The organism is Micromonospora sp. NPDC049801 (assembly GCF_040656575.1).
Classification (GTDB): Bacteria; Actinomycetota; Actinomycetes; order Mycobacteriales; family Micromonosporaceae; genus Micromonospora.
Genome location: NZ_JBFAMS010000014.1, coordinates 1 through 19,272, shown reverse-complemented (window position 1 = coordinate 19,272; position 19,272 = coordinate 1). Strand labels below are relative to the sequence as shown.

General features: G+C 69.7%; 39 protein-coding genes and 1 pseudogene. 2 read left to right on the top strand and 38 right to left on the bottom strand.

The window, feature by feature from the left end; genetic code table 11:
• Positions 1 to 26: 26 nt before the first annotated feature.
• Entirely contained in the window at positions 27 to 731 is a 705-nt protein-coding gene (locus AB0I89_RS23600; protein WP_357130557.1) for a hypothetical protein, read from the bottom strand.
• 125 nt (positions 732 to 856) lie between these two features.
• Between AB0I89_RS23600 and AB0I89_RS23595 the strand changes: the two genes are divergently transcribed.
• A complete protein-coding gene (locus AB0I89_RS23595; RefSeq protein WP_357130554.1) occupies positions 857 to 1,108 on the top strand; it encodes a DNA-binding protein in 252 nt (83 codons plus the stop codon).
• 208 nt (positions 1,109 to 1,316) lie between these two features.
• Here the strand turns inward: AB0I89_RS23595 and AB0I89_RS23590 are convergent, their stop codons facing one another.
• From AB0I89_RS23590 to AB0I89_RS23460, 27 genes are all read right to left on the bottom strand, one after another.
• Positions 1,317 to 1,526 (bottom strand): hypothetical protein, encoded by a 210-nt coding sequence (locus tag AB0I89_RS23590; protein ID WP_357130551.1) that lies wholly within the window; start codon positions 1,524 to 1,526, stop codon positions 1,317 to 1,319.
• 68 nt (positions 1,527 to 1,594) lie between these two features.
• The gene (gene ssb / locus AB0I89_RS23585) at positions 1,595 to 2,080 is read right to left on the bottom strand and encodes a single-stranded DNA-binding protein (protein WP_357130548.1); all 486 of its coding nucleotides are present in this window, start codon (positions 2,078 to 2,080) and stop codon (positions 1,595 to 1,597) included.
• A 2-nt stretch (positions 2,081 to 2,082) separates the two neighbouring features.
• Positions 2,083 to 2,826, bottom strand: a complete 744-nt coding sequence (locus AB0I89_RS23580; protein ID WP_357130545.1) for a hypothetical protein — start codon at positions 2,824 to 2,826, stop codon at positions 2,083 to 2,085.
• A complete protein-coding gene (gene dnaN, locus AB0I89_RS23575) occupies positions 2,826 to 3,959 on the bottom strand; it encodes a DNA polymerase III subunit beta (RefSeq protein ID WP_357130542.1) in 1,134 nt (377 codons plus the stop codon). Before dnaN ends, AB0I89_RS23580 begins: the two co-directional genes overlap by 1 nt.
• The gene (locus tag AB0I89_RS23570; protein ID WP_357130538.1) at positions 3,956 to 4,093 is read right to left on the bottom strand and encodes a hypothetical protein; all 138 of its coding nucleotides are present in this window, start codon (positions 4,091 to 4,093) and stop codon (positions 3,956 to 3,958) included. The genes dnaN and AB0I89_RS23570 overlap by 4 nt, the downstream gene beginning before the upstream one ends.
• The gene (locus AB0I89_RS23565) at positions 4,090 to 4,644 is read right to left on the bottom strand and encodes a helix-turn-helix transcriptional regulator (protein ID WP_357130535.1); all 555 of its coding nucleotides are present in this window, start codon (positions 4,642 to 4,644) and stop codon (positions 4,090 to 4,092) included. The genes AB0I89_RS23570 and AB0I89_RS23565 overlap by 4 nt, the downstream gene beginning before the upstream one ends.
• Positions 4,626 to 5,165, bottom strand: coding sequence for a helix-turn-helix domain-containing protein (locus AB0I89_RS23560; protein WP_357130532.1), 540 nt, complete (start codon positions 5,163 to 5,165; stop codon positions 4,626 to 4,628). The genes AB0I89_RS23565 and AB0I89_RS23560 overlap by 19 nt, the downstream gene beginning before the upstream one ends.
• The gene (locus tag AB0I89_RS23555) at positions 5,162 to 5,434 is read right to left on the bottom strand and encodes a WhiB family transcriptional regulator (RefSeq protein ID WP_357131258.1); all 273 of its coding nucleotides are present in this window, start codon (positions 5,432 to 5,434) and stop codon (positions 5,162 to 5,164) included. The genes AB0I89_RS23560 and AB0I89_RS23555 overlap by 4 nt, the downstream gene beginning before the upstream one ends.
• A 32-nt stretch (positions 5,435 to 5,466) precedes the next feature.
• On the bottom strand, positions 5,467 to 6,201 hold the full coding sequence (locus tag AB0I89_RS23550; RefSeq protein WP_357130529.1) for a hypothetical protein: 735 nt from the start codon (positions 6,199 to 6,201) through the stop codon (positions 5,467 to 5,469).
• Positions 6,191 to 6,433 carry a hypothetical protein gene (locus AB0I89_RS23545; protein ID WP_357130526.1) on the bottom strand — a complete coding sequence of 81 codons (243 nt, stop codon included), beginning with the start codon at positions 6,431 to 6,433 and terminating at the stop codon, positions 6,191 to 6,193. Before AB0I89_RS23545 ends, AB0I89_RS23550 begins: the two co-directional genes overlap by 11 nt.
• Positions 6,423 to 6,788 carry a hypothetical protein gene (locus tag AB0I89_RS23540; protein WP_357130523.1) on the bottom strand — a complete coding sequence of 122 codons (366 nt, stop codon included), beginning with the start codon at positions 6,786 to 6,788 and terminating at the stop codon, positions 6,423 to 6,425. Before AB0I89_RS23540 ends, AB0I89_RS23545 begins: the two co-directional genes overlap by 11 nt.
• Complete coding sequence (locus tag AB0I89_RS23535; RefSeq protein WP_357130520.1) at positions 6,785 to 7,102, bottom strand: DUF4031 domain-containing protein; 318 nt, start codon at positions 7,100 to 7,102, stop codon at positions 6,785 to 6,787. Before AB0I89_RS23535 ends, AB0I89_RS23540 begins: the two co-directional genes overlap by 4 nt.
• Positions 7,099 to 7,326 (bottom strand): hypothetical protein, encoded by a 228-nt coding sequence (locus AB0I89_RS23530; protein ID WP_357130516.1) that lies wholly within the window; start codon positions 7,324 to 7,326, stop codon positions 7,099 to 7,101. Before AB0I89_RS23530 ends, AB0I89_RS23535 begins: the two co-directional genes overlap by 4 nt.
• Positions 7,323 to 7,691, bottom strand: coding sequence for a hypothetical protein (locus tag AB0I89_RS23525; protein WP_357130513.1), 369 nt, complete (start codon positions 7,689 to 7,691; stop codon positions 7,323 to 7,325). Before AB0I89_RS23525 ends, AB0I89_RS23530 begins: the two co-directional genes overlap by 4 nt.
• A complete protein-coding gene (locus AB0I89_RS23520) occupies positions 7,691 to 8,062 on the bottom strand; it encodes a hypothetical protein (protein ID WP_357130510.1) in 372 nt (123 codons plus the stop codon). Before AB0I89_RS23520 ends, AB0I89_RS23525 begins: the two co-directional genes overlap by 1 nt.
• A complete protein-coding gene (locus tag AB0I89_RS23515; protein WP_357130506.1) occupies positions 8,062 to 8,538 on the bottom strand; it encodes a hypothetical protein in 477 nt (158 codons plus the stop codon). The genes AB0I89_RS23520 and AB0I89_RS23515 overlap by 1 nt, the downstream gene beginning before the upstream one ends.
• Positions 8,535 to 9,227 (bottom strand): hypothetical protein, encoded by a 693-nt coding sequence (locus tag AB0I89_RS23510; RefSeq protein ID WP_357130504.1) that lies wholly within the window; start codon positions 9,225 to 9,227, stop codon positions 8,535 to 8,537. The genes AB0I89_RS23515 and AB0I89_RS23510 overlap by 4 nt, the downstream gene beginning before the upstream one ends.
• The gene (locus AB0I89_RS23505) at positions 9,224 to 9,550 is read right to left on the bottom strand and encodes a hypothetical protein (protein ID WP_357130501.1); all 327 of its coding nucleotides are present in this window, start codon (positions 9,548 to 9,550) and stop codon (positions 9,224 to 9,226) included. The genes AB0I89_RS23510 and AB0I89_RS23505 overlap by 4 nt, the downstream gene beginning before the upstream one ends.
• Positions 9,547 to 10,101, bottom strand: coding sequence for a hypothetical protein (locus AB0I89_RS23500; protein ID WP_357130498.1), 555 nt, complete (start codon positions 10,099 to 10,101; stop codon positions 9,547 to 9,549). The genes AB0I89_RS23505 and AB0I89_RS23500 overlap by 4 nt, the downstream gene beginning before the upstream one ends.
• Positions 10,101 to 10,499 (bottom strand): hypothetical protein, encoded by a 399-nt coding sequence (locus tag AB0I89_RS23495; RefSeq protein ID WP_357130495.1) that lies wholly within the window; start codon positions 10,497 to 10,499, stop codon positions 10,101 to 10,103. The genes AB0I89_RS23500 and AB0I89_RS23495 overlap by 1 nt, the downstream gene beginning before the upstream one ends.
• The gene (locus tag AB0I89_RS23490; RefSeq protein WP_357130492.1) at positions 10,496 to 11,689 is read right to left on the bottom strand and encodes a hypothetical protein; all 1,194 of its coding nucleotides are present in this window, start codon (positions 11,687 to 11,689) and stop codon (positions 10,496 to 10,498) included. Before AB0I89_RS23490 ends, AB0I89_RS23495 begins: the two co-directional genes overlap by 4 nt.
• 17 nt (positions 11,690 to 11,706) lie before the next feature.
• Positions 11,707 to 12,753: a hypothetical protein gene (locus tag AB0I89_RS23485; protein ID WP_357130489.1), complete on the bottom strand. Its 1,047-nt coding sequence runs from the start codon at positions 12,751 to 12,753 to the stop codon at positions 11,707 to 11,709.
• On the bottom strand, positions 12,750 to 12,989 hold the full coding sequence (locus tag AB0I89_RS23480) for a hypothetical protein (protein ID WP_357130486.1): 240 nt from the start codon (positions 12,987 to 12,989) through the stop codon (positions 12,750 to 12,752). Before AB0I89_RS23480 ends, AB0I89_RS23485 begins: the two co-directional genes overlap by 4 nt.
• Positions 12,986 to 13,405, bottom strand: a complete 420-nt coding sequence (locus tag AB0I89_RS23475; RefSeq protein WP_357130483.1) for a hypothetical protein — start codon at positions 13,403 to 13,405, stop codon at positions 12,986 to 12,988. Before AB0I89_RS23475 ends, AB0I89_RS23480 begins: the two co-directional genes overlap by 4 nt.
• Positions 13,402 to 13,761: a hypothetical protein gene (locus AB0I89_RS23470; RefSeq protein ID WP_357130480.1), complete on the bottom strand. Its 360-nt coding sequence runs from the start codon at positions 13,759 to 13,761 to the stop codon at positions 13,402 to 13,404. Before AB0I89_RS23470 ends, AB0I89_RS23475 begins: the two co-directional genes overlap by 4 nt.
• Positions 13,758 to 14,030: a hypothetical protein gene (locus AB0I89_RS23465; protein WP_357130477.1), complete on the bottom strand. Its 273-nt coding sequence runs from the start codon at positions 14,028 to 14,030 to the stop codon at positions 13,758 to 13,760. Before AB0I89_RS23465 ends, AB0I89_RS23470 begins: the two co-directional genes overlap by 4 nt.
• Positions 14,027 to 14,344 (bottom strand): hypothetical protein, encoded by a 318-nt coding sequence (locus tag AB0I89_RS23460; protein WP_357130474.1) that lies wholly within the window; start codon positions 14,342 to 14,344, stop codon positions 14,027 to 14,029. The genes AB0I89_RS23465 and AB0I89_RS23460 overlap by 4 nt, the downstream gene beginning before the upstream one ends.
• A 205-nt stretch (positions 14,345 to 14,549) precedes the next feature.
• Between AB0I89_RS23460 and AB0I89_RS23455 the strand changes: the two genes are divergently transcribed.
• Positions 14,550 to 14,798 carry a hypothetical protein gene (locus AB0I89_RS23455; RefSeq protein WP_357130471.1) on the top strand — a complete coding sequence of 83 codons (249 nt, stop codon included), beginning with the start codon at positions 14,550 to 14,552 and terminating at the stop codon, positions 14,796 to 14,798.
• Positions 14,799 to 15,062: 264 nt separating this feature from the next.
• Here the strand turns inward: AB0I89_RS23455 and AB0I89_RS23450 are convergent, their stop codons facing one another.
• The 10 genes and pseudogenes from AB0I89_RS23450 to AB0I89_RS23405 form a co-directional block, all read right to left on the bottom strand.
• Positions 15,063 to 15,233 carry a hypothetical protein gene (locus AB0I89_RS23450; RefSeq protein ID WP_357130468.1) on the bottom strand — a complete coding sequence of 57 codons (171 nt, stop codon included), beginning with the start codon at positions 15,231 to 15,233 and terminating at the stop codon, positions 15,063 to 15,065.
• A complete protein-coding gene (locus tag AB0I89_RS23445) occupies positions 15,230 to 15,706 on the bottom strand; it encodes a hypothetical protein (protein ID WP_357130465.1) in 477 nt (158 codons plus the stop codon). Before AB0I89_RS23445 ends, AB0I89_RS23450 begins: the two co-directional genes overlap by 4 nt.
• Positions 15,707 to 16,009: 303 nt before the next feature.
• Complete coding sequence (locus AB0I89_RS23440) at positions 16,010 to 16,321, bottom strand: hypothetical protein (protein WP_357130462.1); 312 nt, start codon at positions 16,319 to 16,321, stop codon at positions 16,010 to 16,012.
• Positions 16,311 to 16,700 (bottom strand): hypothetical protein, encoded by a 390-nt coding sequence (locus AB0I89_RS23435; protein ID WP_357130459.1) that lies wholly within the window; start codon positions 16,698 to 16,700, stop codon positions 16,311 to 16,313. The genes AB0I89_RS23440 and AB0I89_RS23435 overlap by 11 nt, the downstream gene beginning before the upstream one ends.
• Positions 16,697 to 17,377, bottom strand: a complete 681-nt coding sequence (locus AB0I89_RS23430) for a hypothetical protein (RefSeq protein ID WP_357130456.1) — start codon at positions 17,375 to 17,377, stop codon at positions 16,697 to 16,699. Before AB0I89_RS23430 ends, AB0I89_RS23435 begins: the two co-directional genes overlap by 4 nt.
• A complete protein-coding gene (locus tag AB0I89_RS23425; protein ID WP_357130454.1) occupies positions 17,374 to 17,685 on the bottom strand; it encodes a hypothetical protein in 312 nt (103 codons plus the stop codon). The genes AB0I89_RS23430 and AB0I89_RS23425 overlap by 4 nt, the downstream gene beginning before the upstream one ends.
• A gap of 306 nt (positions 17,686 to 17,991) precedes the next feature.
• Positions 17,992 to 18,396, bottom strand: a complete 405-nt coding sequence (locus AB0I89_RS23420) for a hypothetical protein (protein WP_357130451.1) — start codon at positions 18,394 to 18,396, stop codon at positions 17,992 to 17,994.
• 17 nt (positions 18,397 to 18,413) lie between these two features.
• Positions 18,414 to 18,578, bottom strand: coding sequence for a hypothetical protein (locus AB0I89_RS23415; protein WP_357130448.1), 165 nt, complete (start codon positions 18,576 to 18,578; stop codon positions 18,414 to 18,416).
• 77 nt (positions 18,579 to 18,655) lie between these two features.
• Positions 18,656 to 18,826, bottom strand: coding sequence for a hypothetical protein (locus tag AB0I89_RS23410; protein WP_357130445.1), 171 nt, complete (start codon positions 18,824 to 18,826; stop codon positions 18,656 to 18,658).
• Positions 18,823 to 19,272: pseudogene (locus tag AB0I89_RS23405) on the bottom strand (hypothetical protein); the annotation flags it as partial. The pseudogene AB0I89_RS23405 and the gene AB0I89_RS23410, both read right to left, overlap by 4 nt.

Below are 19,272 nucleotides of genomic sequence, written 5' to 3'. Positions count from 1 at the left end.
GCTGGTTGAGCGAGGCTTGGGCAACGTCAGGCGGTGGGGTTGTTCGCGTGCCGCTTGTCGGTGCAGACCGGGCAGGTGGTCGCGTCGTCGGTCCACACCGGCGGACGGGTGCCGGCAGGGATCTCCGAACCGCAGTCGGTGCAGGGGACCGGTCGCCAGTTCGGCCGCAGCGGGGATTCCAGCGCCGAATGTCCGTAGCGGATGATCTGCGGGGTGGTCGGCCCGTACGGCTCGACCGGCTTGATGTCTCCGGCGGGTGTCTCGTACCGGTAGCCGAGGGCGGCGAGGGCGTTGCGCAGGTCACCGACGGTGGTGTAGCCGTCCGAGAGTCGGCGGCCGGTCTCGTTGCGGTTCCAGGCGATGCGGGCGCCGGGTAGGCGGTCGTCGCCCTTGGTGTGGCCGATGGTGGCGGTCAACCACCACGAACAGTCGTCGCGCCGCAGACTGGCGGACAGCTCGGTGCGCCCGACGCGTCGGGCGACGGCGACACGCGGCGCGTTCAGCGCCTCGCACCACAGCAGAAACTCGGTGGCGGTCAGTTCGAGGCGGATGCCGGGCAGGCCGCCCATGTCGGTGTCGGTGTCGAAGTCGTAGCGGGAGCCGTTGGGGGTGACGGTGGCCTCGTTGGCGTACAGACGGTGGCTGTAGACGTGGCGGCCGAGAACTTCGAGGGCGTCGCTGATCAGGTGGTGGGCGTCGTCGGGTCGCCGGTCAAGCGTGCGATCGATCATGGTGGCTCCCTGCCGTGGGTGGAATGGATTGACTAGGGAAGTGCCTAGCTAGGCACATGTCTAGTCCTATCAGGGATTGCGATGTTAGGCAAGTGCCTAGTAGGGTTGCGCCTATGCTCCTGACCATGGGCCGTCACCTGATGGGCGCACGCGAGATCGAAGACCGACTCGGCGTGTCCCGGCAGCGTGTCCACCAACTCATGGCCCAGCCCAACTGGCCCAAGCCGTACGACGTGCTGGCCATGGGCAAGGTGTGGCGCATCGAAGACGTCGAGGAGTGGATCCGCGAGAACCGGCCCGCCCTGCATGACGCTGAGGCCGGACCGACCGTCACCCCCGTCAAGCGGGGCGGACGGCGCAAGCCCGCCACCGACTAGCCCTCTCACGCCACCTCACCCGACCCCTTTACGGTGTCGGGCTCTCGTGCTGCCCCCGGCCGGCATTCGTCGCACCGCCACCCGCAGGCATACAGGCGGGCAGGCTCAGCCCCACACGGTGTCACCCCGGCAGCGCACGGCTTGGTGGGCGGGGCCGGTCGGACGGCGGCAGTCCGGCGTCGCGAGTTCAGGTCGATCACCTTGGCGGTCACGGCCGGCACCCCGGAACCGGGCACGGCATGCCCGTGTCATCGGCCAGCGCGCACAGCGGGCACAGCTTCGTCGGGGCCGAAGCGTCGGGTACACCCGTCAGGTCGACCCCGCACATGGCCACGTACGTGACGCAGCACCACAGGTGGTCAACGTCGCCAGCCTGGGTGTCGCTGCGGGTGGGTGCTGGCAGGGTGTCTGTTGCCATGGGGTCACCTCCGGGCGGGGAAGTGGGTGCGGCCTGCCCCCTCGACAGGCCGCACCCGGTGGGTTGATCTAGAAAGGGGGCGTCTCGTCGAAGGTGCTGCCGCCCGAACGTGCCGGCGCCGGGGCGGACGTCGACCACGGGTCATCCATGCCACCACCGAACCCGCCAGCCTGTCCGCCGCCCGAGCTGCCACCAGAGCGGGACGCCTTCTGGATCTTCGCCGTTGCGTACCGCAGGCTCGGGCCCACCTCGTCCACGTCAATCTCCACCGACAGGCGGGGCTGCCCGTCCTTCTCGTACTGCCGGGTCTTGAACCGGCCGTGCACGATCAGCCGCATGCCCTTGGTGACGGTCTCGGCGACCTGCTCGGCCATCTCCCGCCACACGGCGCAGCGGAAGAACGTGGTGTCCCCGTCGGCCCACTCGTCTCCGCGCTTGACGCGGGGGGTGACGGCAACGGTGAAGTTGGCGACGGCAGCGCCGCTGGGGGTGAATCTGAGCTGGGCGTCGTCGGTCGCGTTGCCGACGATCGTGATGAGCGGTTCATTGGCCATGGTTAGGCCACCTTTCGGATGGTGCGGCCCTCGGCCGCGGTGGTTGGGGTTTGCTGGGCGGCGGCGATGATGCGGGCCGCCCGGTGGTGGCTGATGTCGAACTGCCGCCCGAAGCTGCGCGGCCCATCCGGCAGGTTGTCCAGCTCCCGCTGTTCGGCCCACCGCAGCCACAGCCGCGCCTGCTCGGAAGCCGTGAGCACGTCGATGGGCGCGAGACCGGTCAACACCCGGTGGATGAGGGGCCGTGGGTCACGGTGGTGGTGCGCTTCGCGGACCTGCGGCTGCTCATCCGGGTTGTCGATGTCGTCCCAGGCGGCGAGCGGCTGCCAGCCCTTCTGGTGGGCGACGGTGCGGGCAGTTCGCGAGGGTCCGACGGTGCCGGCGAGTTGGCGCGTGAGCGCGGCGATGTCGTTATGGCGCCGGCGGCTGATCGTGGGGGCGGTGGGGGTGCGCCACCGCCGGATCTGCTCGCGGTGAACACCGAGCCGGGTGCCGATGTCAACAGCTTCGTAGCCTGCGACTGCGAGGGCTTGGAGTCGTCGTGCTGCCCCGACGGCGGGGATGAGGCCGGGCGCGTGGGTACCGACGATTGACGCTTTGCGGTACATCTGCTGCCGCACCCGGTTGCGTGTCTTGCATGCCTCGCAGCCGGACACGTAGGCGGTGTGGTTGTCACAGCGCCCACGCGGCAGCGCAGGGCCGGGGTGGGCGGCCGTCTTGCTAATCGGGATGGTGAGCATGCTCATCAGCGGCTGACCCTGATCGGCATAATGAGGTATCGGTGCCCGGCGACCGGCTGCCCGTCGTCGTCGGCGCCGGAAATCACGGCCGGCTTGAACGCGTCAACGAACCCGAAGTGGGCGTGTTGCGTGCCGAGGCTGTGCAGCCCGTCGATGAGGTATTGCGGGTTGAAGCCCACCGTGAGCGTGTCCTGACCGGCGTAGGAGCTGATGCCGAGGGCTTCGGACGCGCGGGCTTCCTCCACCCCACCGGCCTCCACGGTCAGCGTGTCGGACCCGTCGGCGAACGTGAGCAGAACGGGTGTGGTGCGTTCGGCGACCAGGGCGACCCGCTTCACGACCTCGATGAGGGAGGCGACGGGCACGACCGCGGCCGACGGGAACTCGGCCGGGAACAGGGTGCGGACGGGCGGGTAGTTGGCCCCGTCGAGCAGCCGGGTGGTGGTTTTGCGGTGCCCGGACGCGAACCCGACAAGGCCGTAGCCGTTGGGGTCGTAGCTGACGTCCACCGTCCCGGCGCCCCACGTCTTGGCGGTTTCGGCGAGGGTTTTCGCCGGGATGAGCACGTCGGCGTTGAGGTTCGGGTCGGCGGGCTCAACGCTGATGTCGCGGTGGGCGAGCCGGTACCGGTCCGTGGCCAGCAGCGACAGGGTGGTGCCCCGGAACTCCATGCGAATCCCGGTCATCATGGGCAGCGTGTCGTCCCGGCCGGCTGCTACACCGACCTGCGCGACCGCCTGGGCGAGCAGTCCCGCGTCGACGGTGGCGATGGTGGCGGGCAGTCCGGGCAGGGTGGGGTAGTCCTCCACCGGCATGGTGGGCAGGGTGAACCGGGCGGATCCGCACACCAGTTCCAGGTGGGTGCCGACGGACGCGAGGTTGACCGGCTTGTTCGGCAGCGACTTCGTGATCTCGGCTAGGAGACGGGCGGCGACCACGACAGTGCCCGGGTCCGTGACCGAGCCGCGTGCCCAACCTTGGTGGGACACCTCGTGGTCGTAGCCGGACACGGTGACACCGTCGTCGGCGGCGACCAGCTTCACCCCGGCGAGGATCGGCACAGACGGACGCTGCTGGGCGGCTTTCGCGGCGGTGGCGACAGCCTCAACGAGGGCGTCACGCTCGGCAGTGAGTTTCATACGGCAGCCCCTCTGTTGCGGCGTCGCTCGGCCCGGTTCGGAACGGTGCGCGGCTGGTCGGGTTGGTCGGTCCACACGCGGATGCCCCAGCGGCGGCCGAGGCGTTGCAGGGCGAGCTGGTCGGTGATGTTCATGCGGCGGCTCCTTGCCAGGCGGGAACAACAGTCAGGTCGAGCACCCCGCCCAAGGCGCGGGTGTGGCGTTGCAGGGTCGACACCAGCAGCCGGTCCGGCTCGGATTCGCGGCGCGACACCGCTGACTCGGAGCAACCCATCCGCGTGCCGACCTGGGCGAGCGTCAAACCCTGCGCCCGGCGAATACGAGCCAGGTTGTTGACAAAGATCCGCAGGTCAAGGCGGTCTTCGGCGGTTTCACTCTCGGGCTGCGACGCCTCGTACAGGGCGGCGATCGGGTCGCCGTCGTCGGGCACGACCAAACCCCGAACGGTCAGGTTGAGGCGGCTGTCGAGGACCCGCGCCCACGCCTGCACGGTGGGGATGAGCCACGACCGGCGCAGCTCCATGTGGGAGAACGCGTACTCGTTGCAGCCGAACCGTTCACCCGCGTCGGCTTGGGACAGGCTGCGGGCTTCGCGGATGGTCCGCAGGTGGTGGGCGAGCACGTACCGGGCGGCCGTGTCGTCGGGGTGCAGGTCGGGGATCGTCTTCACGAGACGTGCCGCCACGTCTCGCCCGTCTTGACCCGCAACACCGTCGCCTTAGCGACCCCGTACTCCCGGGCGACGCTGCCGCTTCCCTCGCCGGCCGCCAGCCGCCGCCTGATCTCCCGCACGTTGTCTTCGGTGAGCCGGGCGGTGTGGATGCGCTCACCGCGGTACGCGCCCTGTGGCAGCCGTCGGGCGGCGGCCTCCGGGTCGGGGGCGAGGAACACGGGTCGGGTGGGGGACGGGCCGTGCTGTTCGTACCGGTTGGCGAGCCACGCCCGTCCGGCGTCGGTGATCTGCGGCGCCACGCCCGGGGCGAGAGTCACCCAGCCCTTCTCCGGGGAGGCGGCCTCATAGGTGGCTTCGTCCATGTCGGTGCCGTTCGCGGCCCGGTACCGGTAGTCGCGTGGGTCGAGGCGAACGGTGCCGTTGCGTACACCGATGAGGAGCCGTTCAAAGGTGCGGTTGCTGGTCATGCAGCGCTGTTCCTCGGGTGCGGGGCCCGCCCCGATGGTGGGGCGGGCCATGGTGCTGGCGGTCATTGGGCGGTCCGCAAAACACGGAGGCCGCCGCGGCGCTTGACGGCGCGGCGTTCGTCTTCGGACATCCCGCCCCAGACGCCGTGGTCAATACCGCCGTCGAGCGCAAATTGCAGGCACTCGTCTTTCACGGAGCACGGACGGCATACGACCTTGGCCTGCTCGATCTGCAACAGGGCCGGACCGGATGTGCCGATCGGGAAATGCAACTCCGGGTCGGTGTCACGGCAGGCAGAGCGCTTACGCCAGTCGTCGGCGGGCTCGGAGTCCACGCGGGTGCTGACGAAGCGGGAAGAGTGGCGGGTCACGAGATCACCCGCTGCGGGCTGTGCTCCGAGCACGGCTCCGACTCCACCGGCATCCCGCAGATCCCACCCGGCATGTCCGCCATCGGCACCGCACACACGAACCCACCCGGTGGCACCGACGGGTCGAACGTCACCGGCGGATTGCCCTCCACACAGCCGTCGGCGTGCTCCTCACGGATCGACTGGCAGCACGGCCACGGCACGCACTTGCCGCAGAACCCGAACCCGACCGGCTCACCCCGGCGGTGCCCCCGGAACCAGCAGCGCCACACGTCGCGGGACACCCCGAGGATGTACGACCGGGAACCACGGAACCGGACACCGGTGACGCAGCCGTTGTGGCCGTCGCCGTACGTGTTGCCGCCACCGCCGGTGACACCGAGGCTGTAGGCGCGGCGCTCCAACCAACTGGTGATGCGCCACGCCCGCCACCCCCAGTGACGGCACTGCATTTCCAGACGCTCGGCCTCAGCCTGCTTCACCCACGCACACTGGAAGCAGGGCACCCCGTAGTCGTCGCGGTCGTGCACCCACAGCAGGTGGCGGGGCTCGGCGTCGCAGTCGACCAGTCGCAGGCCGGGAACGGCGGTGGGGGCGTGGTCGGGGCACGGCCGGTCGTCCACGGGCGTGTCGCAGATGTTGCAGGCGAAGGCGGTGCCGGCGGGGCCGGTGTACTCGTCATCGTCGAGCACGAACCGCTCCTGGTAGGCGAGCATGATCTCAGCAGCCATGGGTGGCCTCCGTTCGGGTGTGGTTGGGGGTGCCGCCCGCCCGCAGCTCGCCAACATCGGTGGCGGCGCGGGCCAGGGCAGCGGACAGTTCCAGGGCCGACGCCCCGGTGATCTCTCGGGAGGTCAGGTAGATGCGACCCCGGGACACGGCGACGGTTTCGCCCTCAGGGGACACGTACGGCAGGACGGGGCGGGCGGCGATGATGTCCGCGACCGTCAGGTCAGAGGTCATAGCCGGCCACCACCCGCCCGCGCCGCAACGCCCGCAACTCCTGCTCGATGCGGCCGGACTGCCAGTCGCGCGGCTTCCACACCGCCACGTCCGCGCCGGCTTCGGTGAGCCATTCGGCCCAGTTCCGCTGGTCGGCGGTTCGGGATCCGGTTGCCGACTTCAACTCCCGGAACAGCACCCCGCCCGGCCCGACGATGGTCAGGTCCGGCCAGCCCTTGCCATCGCCGGCGACAGCGGTACGCCACTTGCCGGTTTGGGTGAGGCCGGGCCGGAAGTGCGCGGTGTGCAGGCCGAACAGCTTGCACAGCTTGAGGATGTCCCGTTGCAGGTCTTCTTCCGGCTTCCCGCGCGTCATTGGCCCTCACCCGCTCGCAGCGCCTGCCGCCGGGCACTGGTGATGGCACCCATCTCGCGAACGTCGATAGCCTTCGCGCCCAGCCGGATCGCCTCATCCCGCTTGGCGTCCACTACGTCAAAGTGCCAGTGGGGACAGGGCTGACCCTCGGGCGAGCACTTCCGCTTGCACGTCTGGAACCACGACGGTCGCAGCCCAAGACGGGCGGCGAACTCGTTCAGTTCCTCCACCGTGTCGGCGGTGAGATGCGACCAGCGGCCCTTGATGCGGCGGACGGTCGCAGGGATGCGGGCGTTGTCGACGTAGACGGTCACAGGCCCGCCGCCGTCTTGAACTCCAACCGCAACACGATCACGTCGTCACCCGCGTGCAGGCTCATCCAGTCCGACGGCGGCTCGGCGGCGGCGTCAAGTCCGTGAACACGCTTGTACTCGGCCAGCGCCGCCGTCCACGCCTTGTCGAACTCGGACACGTTCGTGCCGGACGGGACGAGGTATTCGACGGTGCGGGTGGTGAACTCCCGGCGGTCGGCGATCATGTCGTCACCGCCGCGTCAAGCTCACGGTTCTCGGTTTGCCAACCCCACGGGGACGCCTCGCGGACGGCAACCAACCGCAGCCAGCGGTCTTCCGGCACGAACTGCATGCCGTCCAACCACCACACCCAGCCGCCGGCCGCCTTCTGCAACCGGTCCAACTCGGGCATGTGTTCGGTGATGTCGCCTGGGAACTCGGAGCCTGGCGACCAGTAGGCGCGGCCGGTCGCACGCCAGTCGGTCAGCGCCTGCCACAGGACCCATTCGGTGCCGCGCATCCACCCGGCGGCGTACACCTCCTGCGAGATGTCGCTCATGTGCTCGCCGAGGGCGTTCGCGGCGGGGCTGTGGGCAAGTTCGGCGGCCATCAGTTCTTCACCGCCTTGCGGGCTTCCTCGATCGCCTCGGCCCACACGCCGTCACCCTCATACCAGCCAATCGACTCCGCGTGCGACTCGATCGCGTCGGCGGCGGCCTTCACCCCGGCGTTGAACGCGTCGGTCACGGCCGGGTCGTCGGCCCGGTACAGGCGCACCACCTGCCAGCCCTTCGCGGCGGCAAGCTCCAACACCTGCGCCCACGTGTAGGCGTTGTCGTGCGCGAACCAGTGGTCGATCTCGCCCCGCTCGGCGTCTTCGATGTCGTCGCGCTCCAAGACGATCGGCAGGTCACGGCCGGCGGGGTGGAACAGGCCAACCAACGCGCGGTCCAGCGGCTCCGGCATCATCTCTGCGTGCATCAGGCGTTCACCGCCGCGAGCGCAGCCGCCATCTCCCGGCGGCCAACCGACCCGACCACCGGCAGCCCAGGGAAGTCACGGCGGGCAACATCAGCGCAGCCAACGCACGGCGTGTGCGTGATGCCAGGCCCGCTCACCCCGCCGCCCACCGACCAGCCAGCCGACCCGGGCGCGAACCGGTCGATGCCGCACAAGGTGGGGCCGGGGGTGCCCCGGTACGCCCCACGCACAAGGTGGACGGCCCACCCGTCGACCGGCTTCGCGTCGACCAGCCCGCCAGAGGCGAACTGAAGCGTCACGAGGGAGCGGATGGTGTCGTCGTTCGGGCAGGCATTCGGGTCGGAGATCAGGTTGGGGTGGCCGGGAACGACCGTCCAGGGCTGAGACTCGTAGCCGCACGGGCAGACCCGCCTGACGCGGGTGTTGTTGTCGACGTATTCGCTGGTGAGGTTGTGGGTGAAAGTCTCGGCGGTCATTGGCCGTTCACCTGCCCGACGTGCTTGCCGTCCGCCACGCCCACACCAGCGGTCCGCCGGACCGCGTCGATCAGCGCCTTCAACGCCTGACCCGCCTCCACCGGTCGCAGCGCCGCCCAACGCTCGGCCTCGTCGACTGCCTCCCCGGCTAGGTAGGCGAGGTTGTTGCGCAGGCGCGCGTTCTCATCCACGAACGCCTGGTTGGCCCGGCGCAGCGACTCGTTGTCACCACGGACACGGCCAGCCTGAACACACGTCAAGTTCTCGGCGGGGGCGGTCACGCCGTGCGCCTTCGCCCAAGCGGAACGGGCCAGGGCCTCAAGGTCACGGGCGTACAGCGGGTGCCCGTCGATCACATTCAGGATCCCGTCGCCGAACTCGGTGGTGTAGTCGCGGACCCGCTCGGCCGCAGCGGCCGGCTCGGGCAGGTCGCGGCTGTCGTCCTCGATGCCGTCGGGCTGCTGAGGGATGACGGTGACCTCGGACAGCGGCACGTGGTGGTCGTATCCGGTCACGCCGACGACCGCCCGCATGTCATCGCCACGGCCCACGACGATCGCGTCGCCGATGGTCTGGCCGTACCGCACGCGCCCGTGGAGCTCGAAACTGACCCAGTAGCCGGGCAGGCAGGTGTTGTTGAAGTCGCGCACCGCGTCCAACTGCTGACGCTCGAAGTCGGTGTAGTTCACGCCGACACCGCCGCAGCGTTCAGGCCGGCAGCCATCGCCTGCGCCTGCGCGTACCGCGTCGCCGCCGACTCGGCCTCGTTGCCCTCGCCGTCGATGTACAACTCCAACTCGAACACCTGATCCCCGGCCAGGTAGGTGCCGCCCTGCAGGCGCAGCGCACCGTCATCCTCGACCGGGGCGCACGTGCCACGGGCAACACCGACACGAACCTCGGCGTCGCTGCCCAGGTCTTCGGCGGCGTCCTCTGCGCTCTGGTACACCCAGCCGTCAGCGGACGCCAGGTAGGCGACCCAGGGGTTGTTGCTGCTCTCGTCGTTGTTCATGCGTTGGCCTCCTGGTGATCGTGGTTGGGGGAGTACGCCGCGACGGAGCCGGCCGGGGTCAACATCACCCAGCCGCCGTGTGCGGCGTGAAGAACAGGCATCACGGCCGGGTCGTCCGACTGGCGGACCGCCCAACCAAACTCGCGGGCCTCAGCCCGGTGTGACTCGACATGGAAGTGGCATCCCGTTGTTGCCGACCCGCACAACACGATCAGGGCGGCAGGGCTGTTCGCGTCCGCGCGGCGAGTCCCACCAGCGCCCCGCGCCCGCCGATGCTGGATCGAGAAGTCCACACCGCGCACACCGCCGGCCACGTCCTTGCCGCAGCGCACACAGCCCCCGTCACGTGCCACCACGAGGGCGACCGTCGCCGCATCCGGGCCCGTGTACCGCGCCGGCTTCCGATCCAGCGATGCCATCCGGCCACCAGTGGCACGGTTCAACGGCGCCCCAGCCGACAGCGTGGAGAACGGGTTGGTGTCACCGGCGGCGGCGCGCTTCTGACGCTGCTTCTCCGACATGTGGTTGATGGGCCGCTTGCGCTCCAACATCAGCGCTCACCCAGCACGTTGTGGATCTGCGCCACGTTCTTCGACAGCGCCGTGATCACCACAGACTGCGAATTCAACGTTCGCAGTTGGTCGCTGGCCGTCTCCCGCGCGGCAGAAGCCACCTCGTAAGCCGAACGCAGGTCAGCGCACCGCTCGTCCACCCACGCGTCCCGGTCGGCAACCGTGTGGCCACCCCGTTCCACTCGCGGGCACTCACCGGACAGCATCAGCCTGCGGCGGGCCGCCTCGTACTCCTTCTTGGCTTCGACCTCGGCGTTCCGCAGATCCTTCAACTGCCGGGCGGTGTCGTGCAGGGCGCGGAGCACCCAACGCATGTAGCTCTGCGCTTCAAGTAGCGACAGGCTGTCGAACTCCGACGTCTCCCACTCGTAGGTCACGAGATGGCCCCGCTCTCGACCTCCGCGAGGAACGTCGCCATGTGGAAGCCGTTGATCTCAATGGACGACTTGTTGAACCGGGCGCAGATCCGCTCCTCAAGCGCCGCCGCGTTCCACTTCCGCTGCCCGGCGACCGCCTGAATTTGCACCCACAGGACGTCCGGGTTCGGCTCCACCTCGGCATCCACCGGCTCGCCGGTAGGCGAGGACTGCGGCGCAGCAGCCGGCGCGGGTGTGGCCTCAGCGGGCGCGGCAGGCTTCGGCGGGTCCAGCACGGCAGCCCGCGCCTTCAACGCGTCCTTCGCCGCCTCCGTCAGCGCGCCGTCCTTACCGGCGGTGCTCCACAACTCCTGCAACTGAGGGATCGTCGACACCCGGCCGGCGGCGTCAATGACCTGCGCCTCCGTCAACTTCTCCGGGTCCGCCTGATGCTCCGGTGCGGCACCGATCGCCGCCAAGTGCTGGGCGACCATCGCCTGACGGGCGGCCTGCCCGATCTGCCCGCCGAACGCCTGCGCCGGGGTGACGAACTCGAAGTGCAGCACCGGCACCATGAACGTCCGCGACTCGATCTGCTCGTTCTGCGGCCTGCCCGGGTGGAACAGCTTCTTCTCCCGGTGCTGCAACTCCAACCGAGCGGGGATCGGCTGGGCGGCGGTGGCGATGGACTCGGCGAGCATCGGCAGTTCGGCGGCAGCGTTCCAGCCATGCGATTCAAGCTTGAACGTGCCCAGCGTGGGGATCTCCGCCAGCATCAGGGACATGCGGGTCGTCGGCTTGCACACGTCGCCCGGCTTGAGGTCACGGCCTGCGGCCTGCGCGGCAGCCCGCACCGGGTCACACAGGCACGACGCGTTGCGGATCTTCTCCGTCTCCCCGTCGCAGTGCCGCGACTTGAAGCCGTTGCCCCACAGCTCGTAGTTCGGGTCGATCTGCTGCGGCGGCACCAACACGGGGATCGTCTTCGCGTCGGTGACCACCTCAAACTGCGGTCCGGTCGTGTGCTGCCACGGCTTTACCTCGCCGCCGTACTTCGCGGCCACCGACTCGATCAGCGACCGGAACGGGGACGTGAACCGCAGCGTCTCCAACTTCGCCGGGTACTCCTTGCCGCGCTGCGACAGCCGCTTCTCCCCGAGGCGGATCACACCAACCTGCGTCAGTCGTCGCTGCAAAGTCTTGATAGGCATATGTGTTCTCCTCAGATTCAGGCGGCGGCCGGGGCCGGCTCAGGAGCGGGAACGGCGGCGGCGTCCTTCGCGGCCTTGCGCTTGCGGGCGGCGATCGTCTCCGGCAGCACAAACGTGTGGGAGCTGACCGCGGCCGGACCCTCTTCGATCAGCCACTTCGTCAAGCCCAGCGCGTACAGGAACCCGCGCCGGTAGGTACGTTCGGTGGTCACCGCGAGGCGGGTGCTGACACCGTCCGGGCGGAGCTGAATAAGCATGCCGCCGTCGGTGGGCAGCATCGGCTGCTCAATGTCCGTGTTCTTGATCCGCAGCACGGGGGCATGCCGATAGCCGGTGAGCTGCAACGCCTGCTCCGGGTAGAACTGCGGCCCCTCACCCTCGCGGGACTTGAAATCGACCACCAAGTCCACGGTCAGGCCCAACTTCGCGGCCTTCTTCCACGGGATCAACGTCACCCGCGACACGAGCTTCGCGGCGGCCTGCGTGGCGTCGGCGCGGAACCGCACCACCCCGTCCGTGGTACCCGCGTACCCGGCGCCCCGGTTCACGACCAGCGCCTCAGAAAGCAGGAACGATTCGGGCGTTAGCCCGTACTCGGTGACGAACGCTTGGAACGCCTTCACGTAGGGGGCGATGTCCTGGTCGTGGGGTTTGATCTCACCCGTCAACGACCACCACTCGGCCACATCGTGGGCGCGTGTGCCCTCATCGGAGCGGCGGGCCGTGTTCACCTTGTGCCGGTCGGCCACCCAGCGGCCCACGCACGCCTTGCATTCGATGCACGGGCACCGGTCGCACCGTTCGGTGCGGTCGTGCTCGCACCGGTTGTACGTGTTCCCGCACGGCTTGATGCGGGACGCGATGACGATCGCAGGCAGTTCGGCGAACACGGCTTGCACGGCCTGGTTGGCGGCGTACTGCATGAGGGCGTCTTTGGCGATGACCCCGGTTGCGGCGGTGGTGGAGATGAGCCGGTGGTCGCCGATCAGGTAGAAGCGGCGGTCGTCGGTTTCCTCGACCCCGTGGAAGATGGGTCCGGTACGCTCGGCGGTCTGAATGCTCACAGGTCGTCGCACCTCGCGTCGATGGCGGCGTCGTAGTCCAGGTCAGCGGTCAGGCATTCCGGGGTCGCCCAGCAGGCGGCCAGCAGCGACGCCACGGGGCCAAGGCACGTCGGGCATGTGGCCTGCTGGTAGCAGGGGCGCGGCGGGATTGGCTCCGGGTTCGCCGGGTGGCGGGGCGGATCCTTCTCAAGCGGCTGGTCGAGCGGCTTGGGCGCGGCCAGGGCGGGCGCGGTCATCGGCTCACCTCGTCGACCAGGAACCCGCACGGCGGCAGGTCGTGAAGTACGCAGCCGTCCGTGTTGCGGGCACCATCCGGATCGATCGTGCAGGTGCACAGCCGCAGGTAACGGCGAGCGAGAGTCAGCGCAGCGCGGTGCCGCTCATCCGACCAGTCGTATTCGGCGAACGTGTCCAGCAGGTCCGCGACCGCGAGGGCGGACATTGGATCCCACGACGCGATGTGCTGGGCGTCAGCGGTCGAAGGCCAGCCGCACTCGTACGCACCGACCGACGCCACCACCCGCCCTCGACAGCCAGCCGGCGCCTCGATGCTGCGGTTGCTGGTCGCCGTCCATGGGCTCGGTGTGGCAGCGTTGGCCCGCTCCCGCATCAGCCGGGCGGCCTCGCGCAGCAACTCCACCTCGGCGGTCACAGCAGATCACCAGCCACGGCGGCCTCAACCAGCGGCGGGGTGTCGGCGGCCTCGGCCTCACCGAAGACCTCCGCCCGCACCCACGCCATGTGCTCCCGGGGGTCGAACGCAATCGCCTCGATCCACGTCCGGCGGGCCTCCGCGACGGCCTTCTTCCGCCAGCCACGGGCGAACGGGCGGGGGTGCATCTCCCCGTCAGTCCAGGAGTCGCCACAGCCGCAGCACGACCAGGTGGTGCCGTACCAGGGGGCGTCGGAGCCGGCGAACGGTCCGGGACGCTGGCAGGTGGGGCAGTGGGCGATGCGGCGGAGGAGGAACACCGCAGGGCGGCACACGGCGACCGCGAGGACGGTCACGACTGCACCCGCATGTCTCGGTGTGACTCAAGCGCGCGATCCAGGTAGGCGCGCACCGCCGGGTGGGCCGACTCGCCCGCGTCGTAGGTGATATCCCCGGCATCGATCACAGCGCGTGTCAGCAGACCGAGGGAGGTGCGGCTGTCGCGGTGGGGGAGAAGCTGAATCCGCAGCGCCTCAAGCGCGAGCGAGTTGAACTCCGAACGCAGGGCAGCAACCAGCGCGACGTACGACGGGCTCTGCGTCTCGGCGGTGTTGAGGGCGGTCACTTGCTGGTCCACGTGTGAAGGAAGTCGAGCACCTGCCGCCCGGCATCCGTCAGCTTCCGCTGCGTGTAGTCGCACTCCACGCAGCCGACCCCGGCGGGCTCCGGCTCGCGGTCCTTAAGCTCGCGGTAGGTGGGGCTGTTCTTCCACGCGTCTGCCACGCCCCACGACAGGTCGTAGGTGAGGGCGAAGCTCTCGTAGGCGGCCTGCTCCTCGTCGGACCATGCCTTGTACTCGGCAGCCGCTCGCTTATGCGCCTCTTCGGTGGCGCAGTGCGGGCACGGCATGTCCAGCGGCGGCAGGATGATTTCGGGCATGCGTCATCGACTCCAAAGGTTGGAGGTGATCGTTTGGTTGGCTTGTGCGCCGTCCCGGCGGAGGCAGTCGGTGCGGGCGGTATGCCTGCGGGTGCCGTACCGCCGGGACCGGCGGGTGGTGAGGTGGTCTGGTTGACCCCTCGACACCACTAACTCTACCCTGAACCTTAAGGTTGGGCTAGTGTTTCGGCTTAAGGAGTTGCCCGTGTTTCGTCCCGCGCCGGCCGAGCAGTACGGCCAAACACCAGCCGCGCTGTACGATCCCGGCGTGGCGAACACCGAACGGTTCGGCGTGGAGGCAGTGCGCAAAGTGCTCGGCCAGCGACTGGATGAGGGCGAGAAGACCGGCGTCCACACGATCATTGGCAAGCGCGGAGCCGACCGGGGCGCGCTCGTGCCCATGGACTGGTACCGCCGCGCCCGCGAAGCCCTCGGCGACCCCACCGACCTGTAGTCGTTCACCGTGCGCTCGCCATCTCGGCAGCCCACCCGGCCAGCAGCCCACGCCGCTCCGCCAACCAACCCACACACGCCGGGCACCACGACAACCCGGCAGGCGGCACCAACGGCATCGGGTCCAAGATGATCGGCTCCGACCGGCGGCCAGCCCAACCACCCGTGCCACACAACCCCTGCCGACCCGCGAATGGCCCGTCCTCACGCATGACGTGAAGGCGGGTGACACGCCGCGACTGGTAGCCCCGATAGAAGGCGCGGCTCACGACGGCTCACCCGACCGACGTTCCCGCCACACGGCGAGCAGCCCGGACAGCGCCGTGCCCAACCCGAATCCAACCAACGCGCCCGGCATCGGCCAGCCGGCGACGGCAGCAGCCACGCCGAACGCGATGAGCGCCCCACCGACTACCAGTCGATCGGTGGCGTTCACCGCAGCTCACCCCGCCAGCGCCGAGCCCGTTCCCGGATCCGCTCCATCGCGGCCTGCTGCCGTTCCGCCCGCCCCGGGTCCGCCGCGTCCAGCTCGGCTTCGCGCCGCAGGGCGGCATGCACGATGTTCAGCAGATGCTCGCGCGACTCCTCATCCAGATCGCCCGCCACGCGCACCGACGCGACCACCTGGCCGTCGTCGTCAACCAGCGGCACACACCGCTCCCGATCAGCCACGGCGCACCTCGCGAAGGCGTTTCGCCGCATGGGTCTTGCAGTCCAGGTAACCGGCCCGCCAACGAACTGACTCGCCGCCTCGCGGGCACAGGCAAAACCGACGACAACCAGGAACCAGAAGAGGGTGTCGTACCCGAACAGCGCGAACGGGACGGCGGCGGCGAGGCAGTAGTAGCCACGCCGCCGCCAGCGGTCGCCGTTCTCCTCGGCCTGTGCCGGAGTTCGCGTCTCAGCCACGGCGCACCGCCCGCTGCCGGGGAACACGCGACATGACCACGGTCGAGTCGGGTTCGTCCGCGCGCAGCGTGAACAGCTCCGTCACCGGCTCCGGGCGAGGCGCACCCTGCGACGGATGCCATGGTTGCGGCACTCGCGCCACACCCGACGCCGGGGTGATCTCGGCGACCGCCTCAGCGTGAGCCTGCCGGGCCGAGAAGCTGATACGGCGGCCAACCGCCCGACACAACATCACCCAGCCCACGCAGACGGCAGCGCCGCCGGCCACAATCCAGAACGGGCCAGGGTTGAACAACGTCCCCATCACCGGCGTGTCTCCGCAGGCTTGACGACCACCGTGTCGTCATCCGAACGGCGGTACACAGGACCGTGCAGGGTGCCCGTACGCAGACCCGAACGGCGCCGCACCGACTCCGGCAACTCCTGCGTCTCCGCCGACTCCCACGAATCCGTGTCGGCGGGTGGCGGCTCGCACTCACCGCCCTGCGAGAACACCCACGCCCCGAGGGCGGCAGCAGCGAGCGCGAGAACGAACCCCAACCCAACGGCGACCAGATAGTCGGCGGCGGTGATCGTGGCCACCTCGATGGGCGTGGCAGTGAACTCAACGGACACGGGTGGCCTCCTCAGGCTGGGCGGAAAACGTGGGGGCGAGCAGGGCGCGCAGCTCGGCGGCCAAGTCGTCGGGCAGGCGGTCGGCGAACCGGTGCGCGGCCCCAAGACGCTGGGCCTGCCTGCTGTTCGTCGCCTCAAGGTGCCGGTTCAGCTCGATCAGGGTTTGGTTGCCGGCGTCCAGCGACTCGGCTTCACGCCGATGGGAGGCACGCTCGGTGGCCAGCTCGGCGCGGCGCATCTCCGCCTCAAGTTCCCGGCAGGCTTTCTCCCGGCGCAGCAACGCCACCAGTCGATCCGAGCGGGCTTCCAGGTCGACGACCAGCGCCGCCAACGTGGCCTGGTTCGACAGGAACGCCCGCAGCCACCGCCACCACCTCACCGGGCACCACCCGGGGTGACCGTCGGCAACACCTGCGTCTGATCGCCCGGCACGTCAGGGCGAACCAGCCAATGCAGCACGTCATTCTGTGCGCGGATCTGCTCGTCGAACGGCAGCGGCACTGCAGCCGAACCCTTCGCCCGATCCACCACATCCCACGGCAGACGCTCCGGCATCTGCCCCGCGTCGGTGGCTGCAGCCGACCACGCCGCCTCAAACCGGTCCCGCACCACCCGGTCGGCGACATCCACCACAATCCGGTCCACCTTGTCCTGCGACAGGTGGTCGCGGGCCGCCAAATGCCGGGCCACCTCACGCGGCGACCACCCCACCGTCGGCGCACGCTTTCCGCCTGGCTCGGCGACACGACCACCCCGACCAACCCGCACCATCAGGCGGTCGGCGGCAACCCGGCCCGCCCACGCCACACGCCGCCACCACACCGACAGCCACGACGGCCGGCGCGGACGTGACACCGGGAACACGGTGGAGCCGGCGCCGCACGACTCCTGCCACGCCTGCGCAGGGGCCAACACCGGCTGGTGCTCGGTGCCGATGCGCTCGTTCGCGGCCCGGTGCTCACGCTCGTCGAGCACGAACTCACGGACGATGAGCGCTCCGAGGGTCAGCAGCGCCGCGAACCCTGCCGTGTAGCCGGCCAGCTCCCACCCGTTCACCGCGCCGCCCCCGACTGCCGGTGCTCGGCTTCGATCCGCGCGGCAGTCTCGGCCGCATCCGCCAGGCCGGCGACGATCCCCGACCATGCCCGCATCTCGACGTGGATGACGTAAGCGCCCTCCTGCCCGTCCGGGTAGTCGAACCGCTCATGCAGAGGACGCCCCAACGGCAAACCGAGTAGGTCGACGTGCGTCGCCGACCACACGGCACGCACACGTGCCAACAGCGGGGCAGGGTCGGTGAACAGGACGGCCGCGGTGACGACGAGCATTCCCAGCAGCGCCGCGTACACGATCAGGTCGGCCATCTCAGGCCACCTGCTGGCGTGTGAACCGGGCCGGCACCTGGTTGACGTCCGGTGTCCGATGCCGACCCACCCGGGGTGTGTACCGGCGGCCATCGTTCACACCCGGCTCCCCGACACGCGGCAGGCGGACGGTCGGGCCGTCGACCTCACGGACGCGGGGGACACGCACAGGTGCCCGGCCGGCGGCCATCGGCAGCACGTTCGCGGACGTAGACGGAGCGAATGCGACGGAGGCTCGGATTGCGTTGTGCAACTTGCTGGCCAAGCGAGACAACAGATTCACGAAGATCTCCCCTCAGGGACGGGTCAGGGATGAGGAACAACAGCAGGCAGTGAGGTGCCCGCCGTGGAGAGGTCAGGCTTGCGGTCGATCGACGCCCAGTCCGGGCGGTCATCAGGCAGCAGCCGGTTGTCGTCGGCCCACCGCGACTCGGCGGCGCGGTTCCACCAGTGGGCGCGCTCGCCCTCCAACGCGGCCACCTCGGCGCGGGCAGAGTCCAACTCGGCGCGCAGGACGGCGACCTCCGAGCGACGCAGGCGACCAAACAGCCACGCCAACAGCGGGGTTTGCACCACCCACACCGCGACGATCGCCTGCACCACAGCCGCCTGCGGATCCCAATACAGGTCCAACACCGCCGACGCGGCCAACAACACCGCCACCGTCCCGGCCACCACGAACACACCGGCGGCCAAAGCGACCGCAGCCACGACGGCGAGACGGCGAATCACGAGGCGACCCCCGCCCGCGCCGGATCCCGCAACACGGACAGCTCCGCAGCCTCGGCGACCGTCGACACCGGCTCACGAGTCAGCGGGTTGATGCAGTGCAGCCGGTTCGGCGTGTGCAGCCACCGCGACGGCGCGGCCCGCCCCTCCACGTGAAGACGCACCACCGGCTCCGCGCAGTGCACACACGGGCCGCCGCACTCGTACCGGGCACCCAAAGGCGGCTTCGACAAGAGGCGCATCACCGGGCATCACCCTCGGCGGGCACGATCTCCACCCGACGCTGGCCCGACCGCACCGACTCCAATCCCGCGAACCGGTCCCGCAACCGCACCGCATCCTGGACGTCACCCGGACCGAACGGCACCACCACCGGACCCGACGCACGCTCGATACGCAGAACGCCCGTCACGCCGCCACCGCCACACGCTCGGCCGCCAGCAACGCAAGTGCCACAGGGAACGTCGGTAGGGTCGGCAGCGCGTACAACACCGTCTGCTCCACCACGCCGTTGCCAGCGATCCGGATCGCGTCATTGCGGGTAATCAGCCCCGACGTGACCAAGTCGGTAATCCAGCCCGGCGGGTTGCCCATCATCCACTCCGGGAACGCCGCAGCCAGCCGAGGAAAACCATTACGGCCCAGGTCGGTCGGCTCCGGGGCGGGAACACCGAATATCTGCTCCTGCCGGCGTACCGCCGACTCGTACAGGCCGAACCGCCCAGGCTGAACCGCCGACGGGAGCATCAGATCGCCGGCGCTGCCCCGCTGGTTCGGACCGCCCTTAGTGGCGTCCGACGCGCGCGGCGGCCGGCTGGAACTGGTCGCCGCGCTCACCCCGCACGTCGCCAAGGCGTA

What these genes read in the sequence shown, in the direction of transcription:
- AB0I89_RS23600 (WP_357130557.1), bottom strand. Translation starts at nt 731, where the DNA reads ATGATCGATCGCACGCTTGACCGGCGACCCGACGACGCCCACCACCTG.
- AB0I89_RS23595 (WP_357130554.1), top strand. Translation starts at nt 857, where the DNA reads ATGGGCCGTCACCTGATGGGCGCACGCGAGATCGAAGACCGACTCGGC.
- AB0I89_RS23590 (WP_357130551.1), bottom strand. Translation starts at nt 1,526, where the DNA reads ATGGCAACAGACACCCTGCCAGCACCCACCCGCAGCGACACCCAGGCT.
- ssb (WP_357130548.1), bottom strand. Translation starts at nt 2,080, where the DNA reads ATGGCCAATGAACCGCTCATCACGATCGTCGGCAACGCGACCGACGAC.
- AB0I89_RS23580 (WP_357130545.1), bottom strand. Translation starts at nt 2,826, where the DNA reads ATGAGCATGCTCACCATCCCGATTAGCAAGACGGCCGCCCACCCCGGC.
- dnaN (WP_357130542.1), bottom strand. Translation starts at nt 3,959, where the DNA reads ATGAAACTCACTGCCGAGCGTGACGCCCTCGTTGAGGCTGTCGCCACC.
- AB0I89_RS23570 (WP_357130538.1), bottom strand. Translation starts at nt 4,093, where the DNA reads ATGAACATCACCGACCAGCTCGCCCTGCAACGCCTCGGCCGCCGCTGG.
- AB0I89_RS23560 (WP_357130532.1), bottom strand. Translation starts at nt 5,165, where the DNA reads ATGACCGCCAGCACCATGGCCCGCCCCACCATCGGGGCGGGCCCCGCA.
- AB0I89_RS23550 (WP_357130529.1), bottom strand. Translation starts at nt 6,201, where the DNA reads ATGGCTGCTGAGATCATGCTCGCCTACCAGGAGCGGTTCGTGCTCGAC.
- AB0I89_RS23545 (WP_357130526.1), bottom strand. Translation starts at nt 6,433, where the DNA reads ATGACCTCTGACCTGACGGTCGCGGACATCATCGCCGCCCGCCCCGTC.
- AB0I89_RS23540 (WP_357130523.1), bottom strand. Translation starts at nt 6,788, where the DNA reads ATGACGCGCGGGAAGCCGGAAGAAGACCTGCAACGGGACATCCTCAAG.
- AB0I89_RS23530 (WP_357130516.1), bottom strand. Translation starts at nt 7,326, where the DNA reads ATGATCGCCGACCGCCGGGAGTTCACCACCCGCACCGTCGAATACCTC.
- AB0I89_RS23525 (WP_357130513.1), bottom strand. Translation starts at nt 7,691, where the DNA reads ATGGCCGCCGAACTTGCCCACAGCCCCGCCGCGAACGCCCTCGGCGAG.
- AB0I89_RS23520 (WP_357130510.1), bottom strand. Translation starts at nt 8,062, where the DNA reads ATGCACGCAGAGATGATGCCGGAGCCGCTGGACCGCGCGTTGGTTGGC.
- AB0I89_RS23515 (WP_357130506.1), bottom strand. Translation starts at nt 8,538, where the DNA reads ATGACCGCCGAGACTTTCACCCACAACCTCACCAGCGAATACGTCGAC.
- AB0I89_RS23505 (WP_357130501.1), bottom strand. Translation starts at nt 9,550, where the DNA reads ATGAACAACGACGAGAGCAGCAACAACCCCTGGGTCGCCTACCTGGCG.
- AB0I89_RS23500 (WP_357130498.1), bottom strand. Translation starts at nt 10,101, where the DNA reads ATGTTGGAGCGCAAGCGGCCCATCAACCACATGTCGGAGAAGCAGCGT.
- AB0I89_RS23490 (WP_357130492.1), bottom strand. Translation starts at nt 11,689, where the DNA reads ATGCCTATCAAGACTTTGCAGCGACGACTGACGCAGGTTGGTGTGATC.
- AB0I89_RS23480 (WP_357130486.1), bottom strand. Translation starts at nt 12,989, where the DNA reads ATGACCGCGCCCGCCCTGGCCGCGCCCAAGCCGCTCGACCAGCCGCTT.
- AB0I89_RS23460 (WP_357130474.1), bottom strand. Translation starts at nt 14,344, where the DNA reads ATGCCCGAAATCATCCTGCCGCCGCTGGACATGCCGTGCCCGCACTGC.
- AB0I89_RS23425 (WP_357130454.1), bottom strand. Translation starts at nt 17,685, where the DNA reads ATGGCCGACCTGATCGTGTACGCGGCGCTGCTGGGAATGCTCGTCGTC.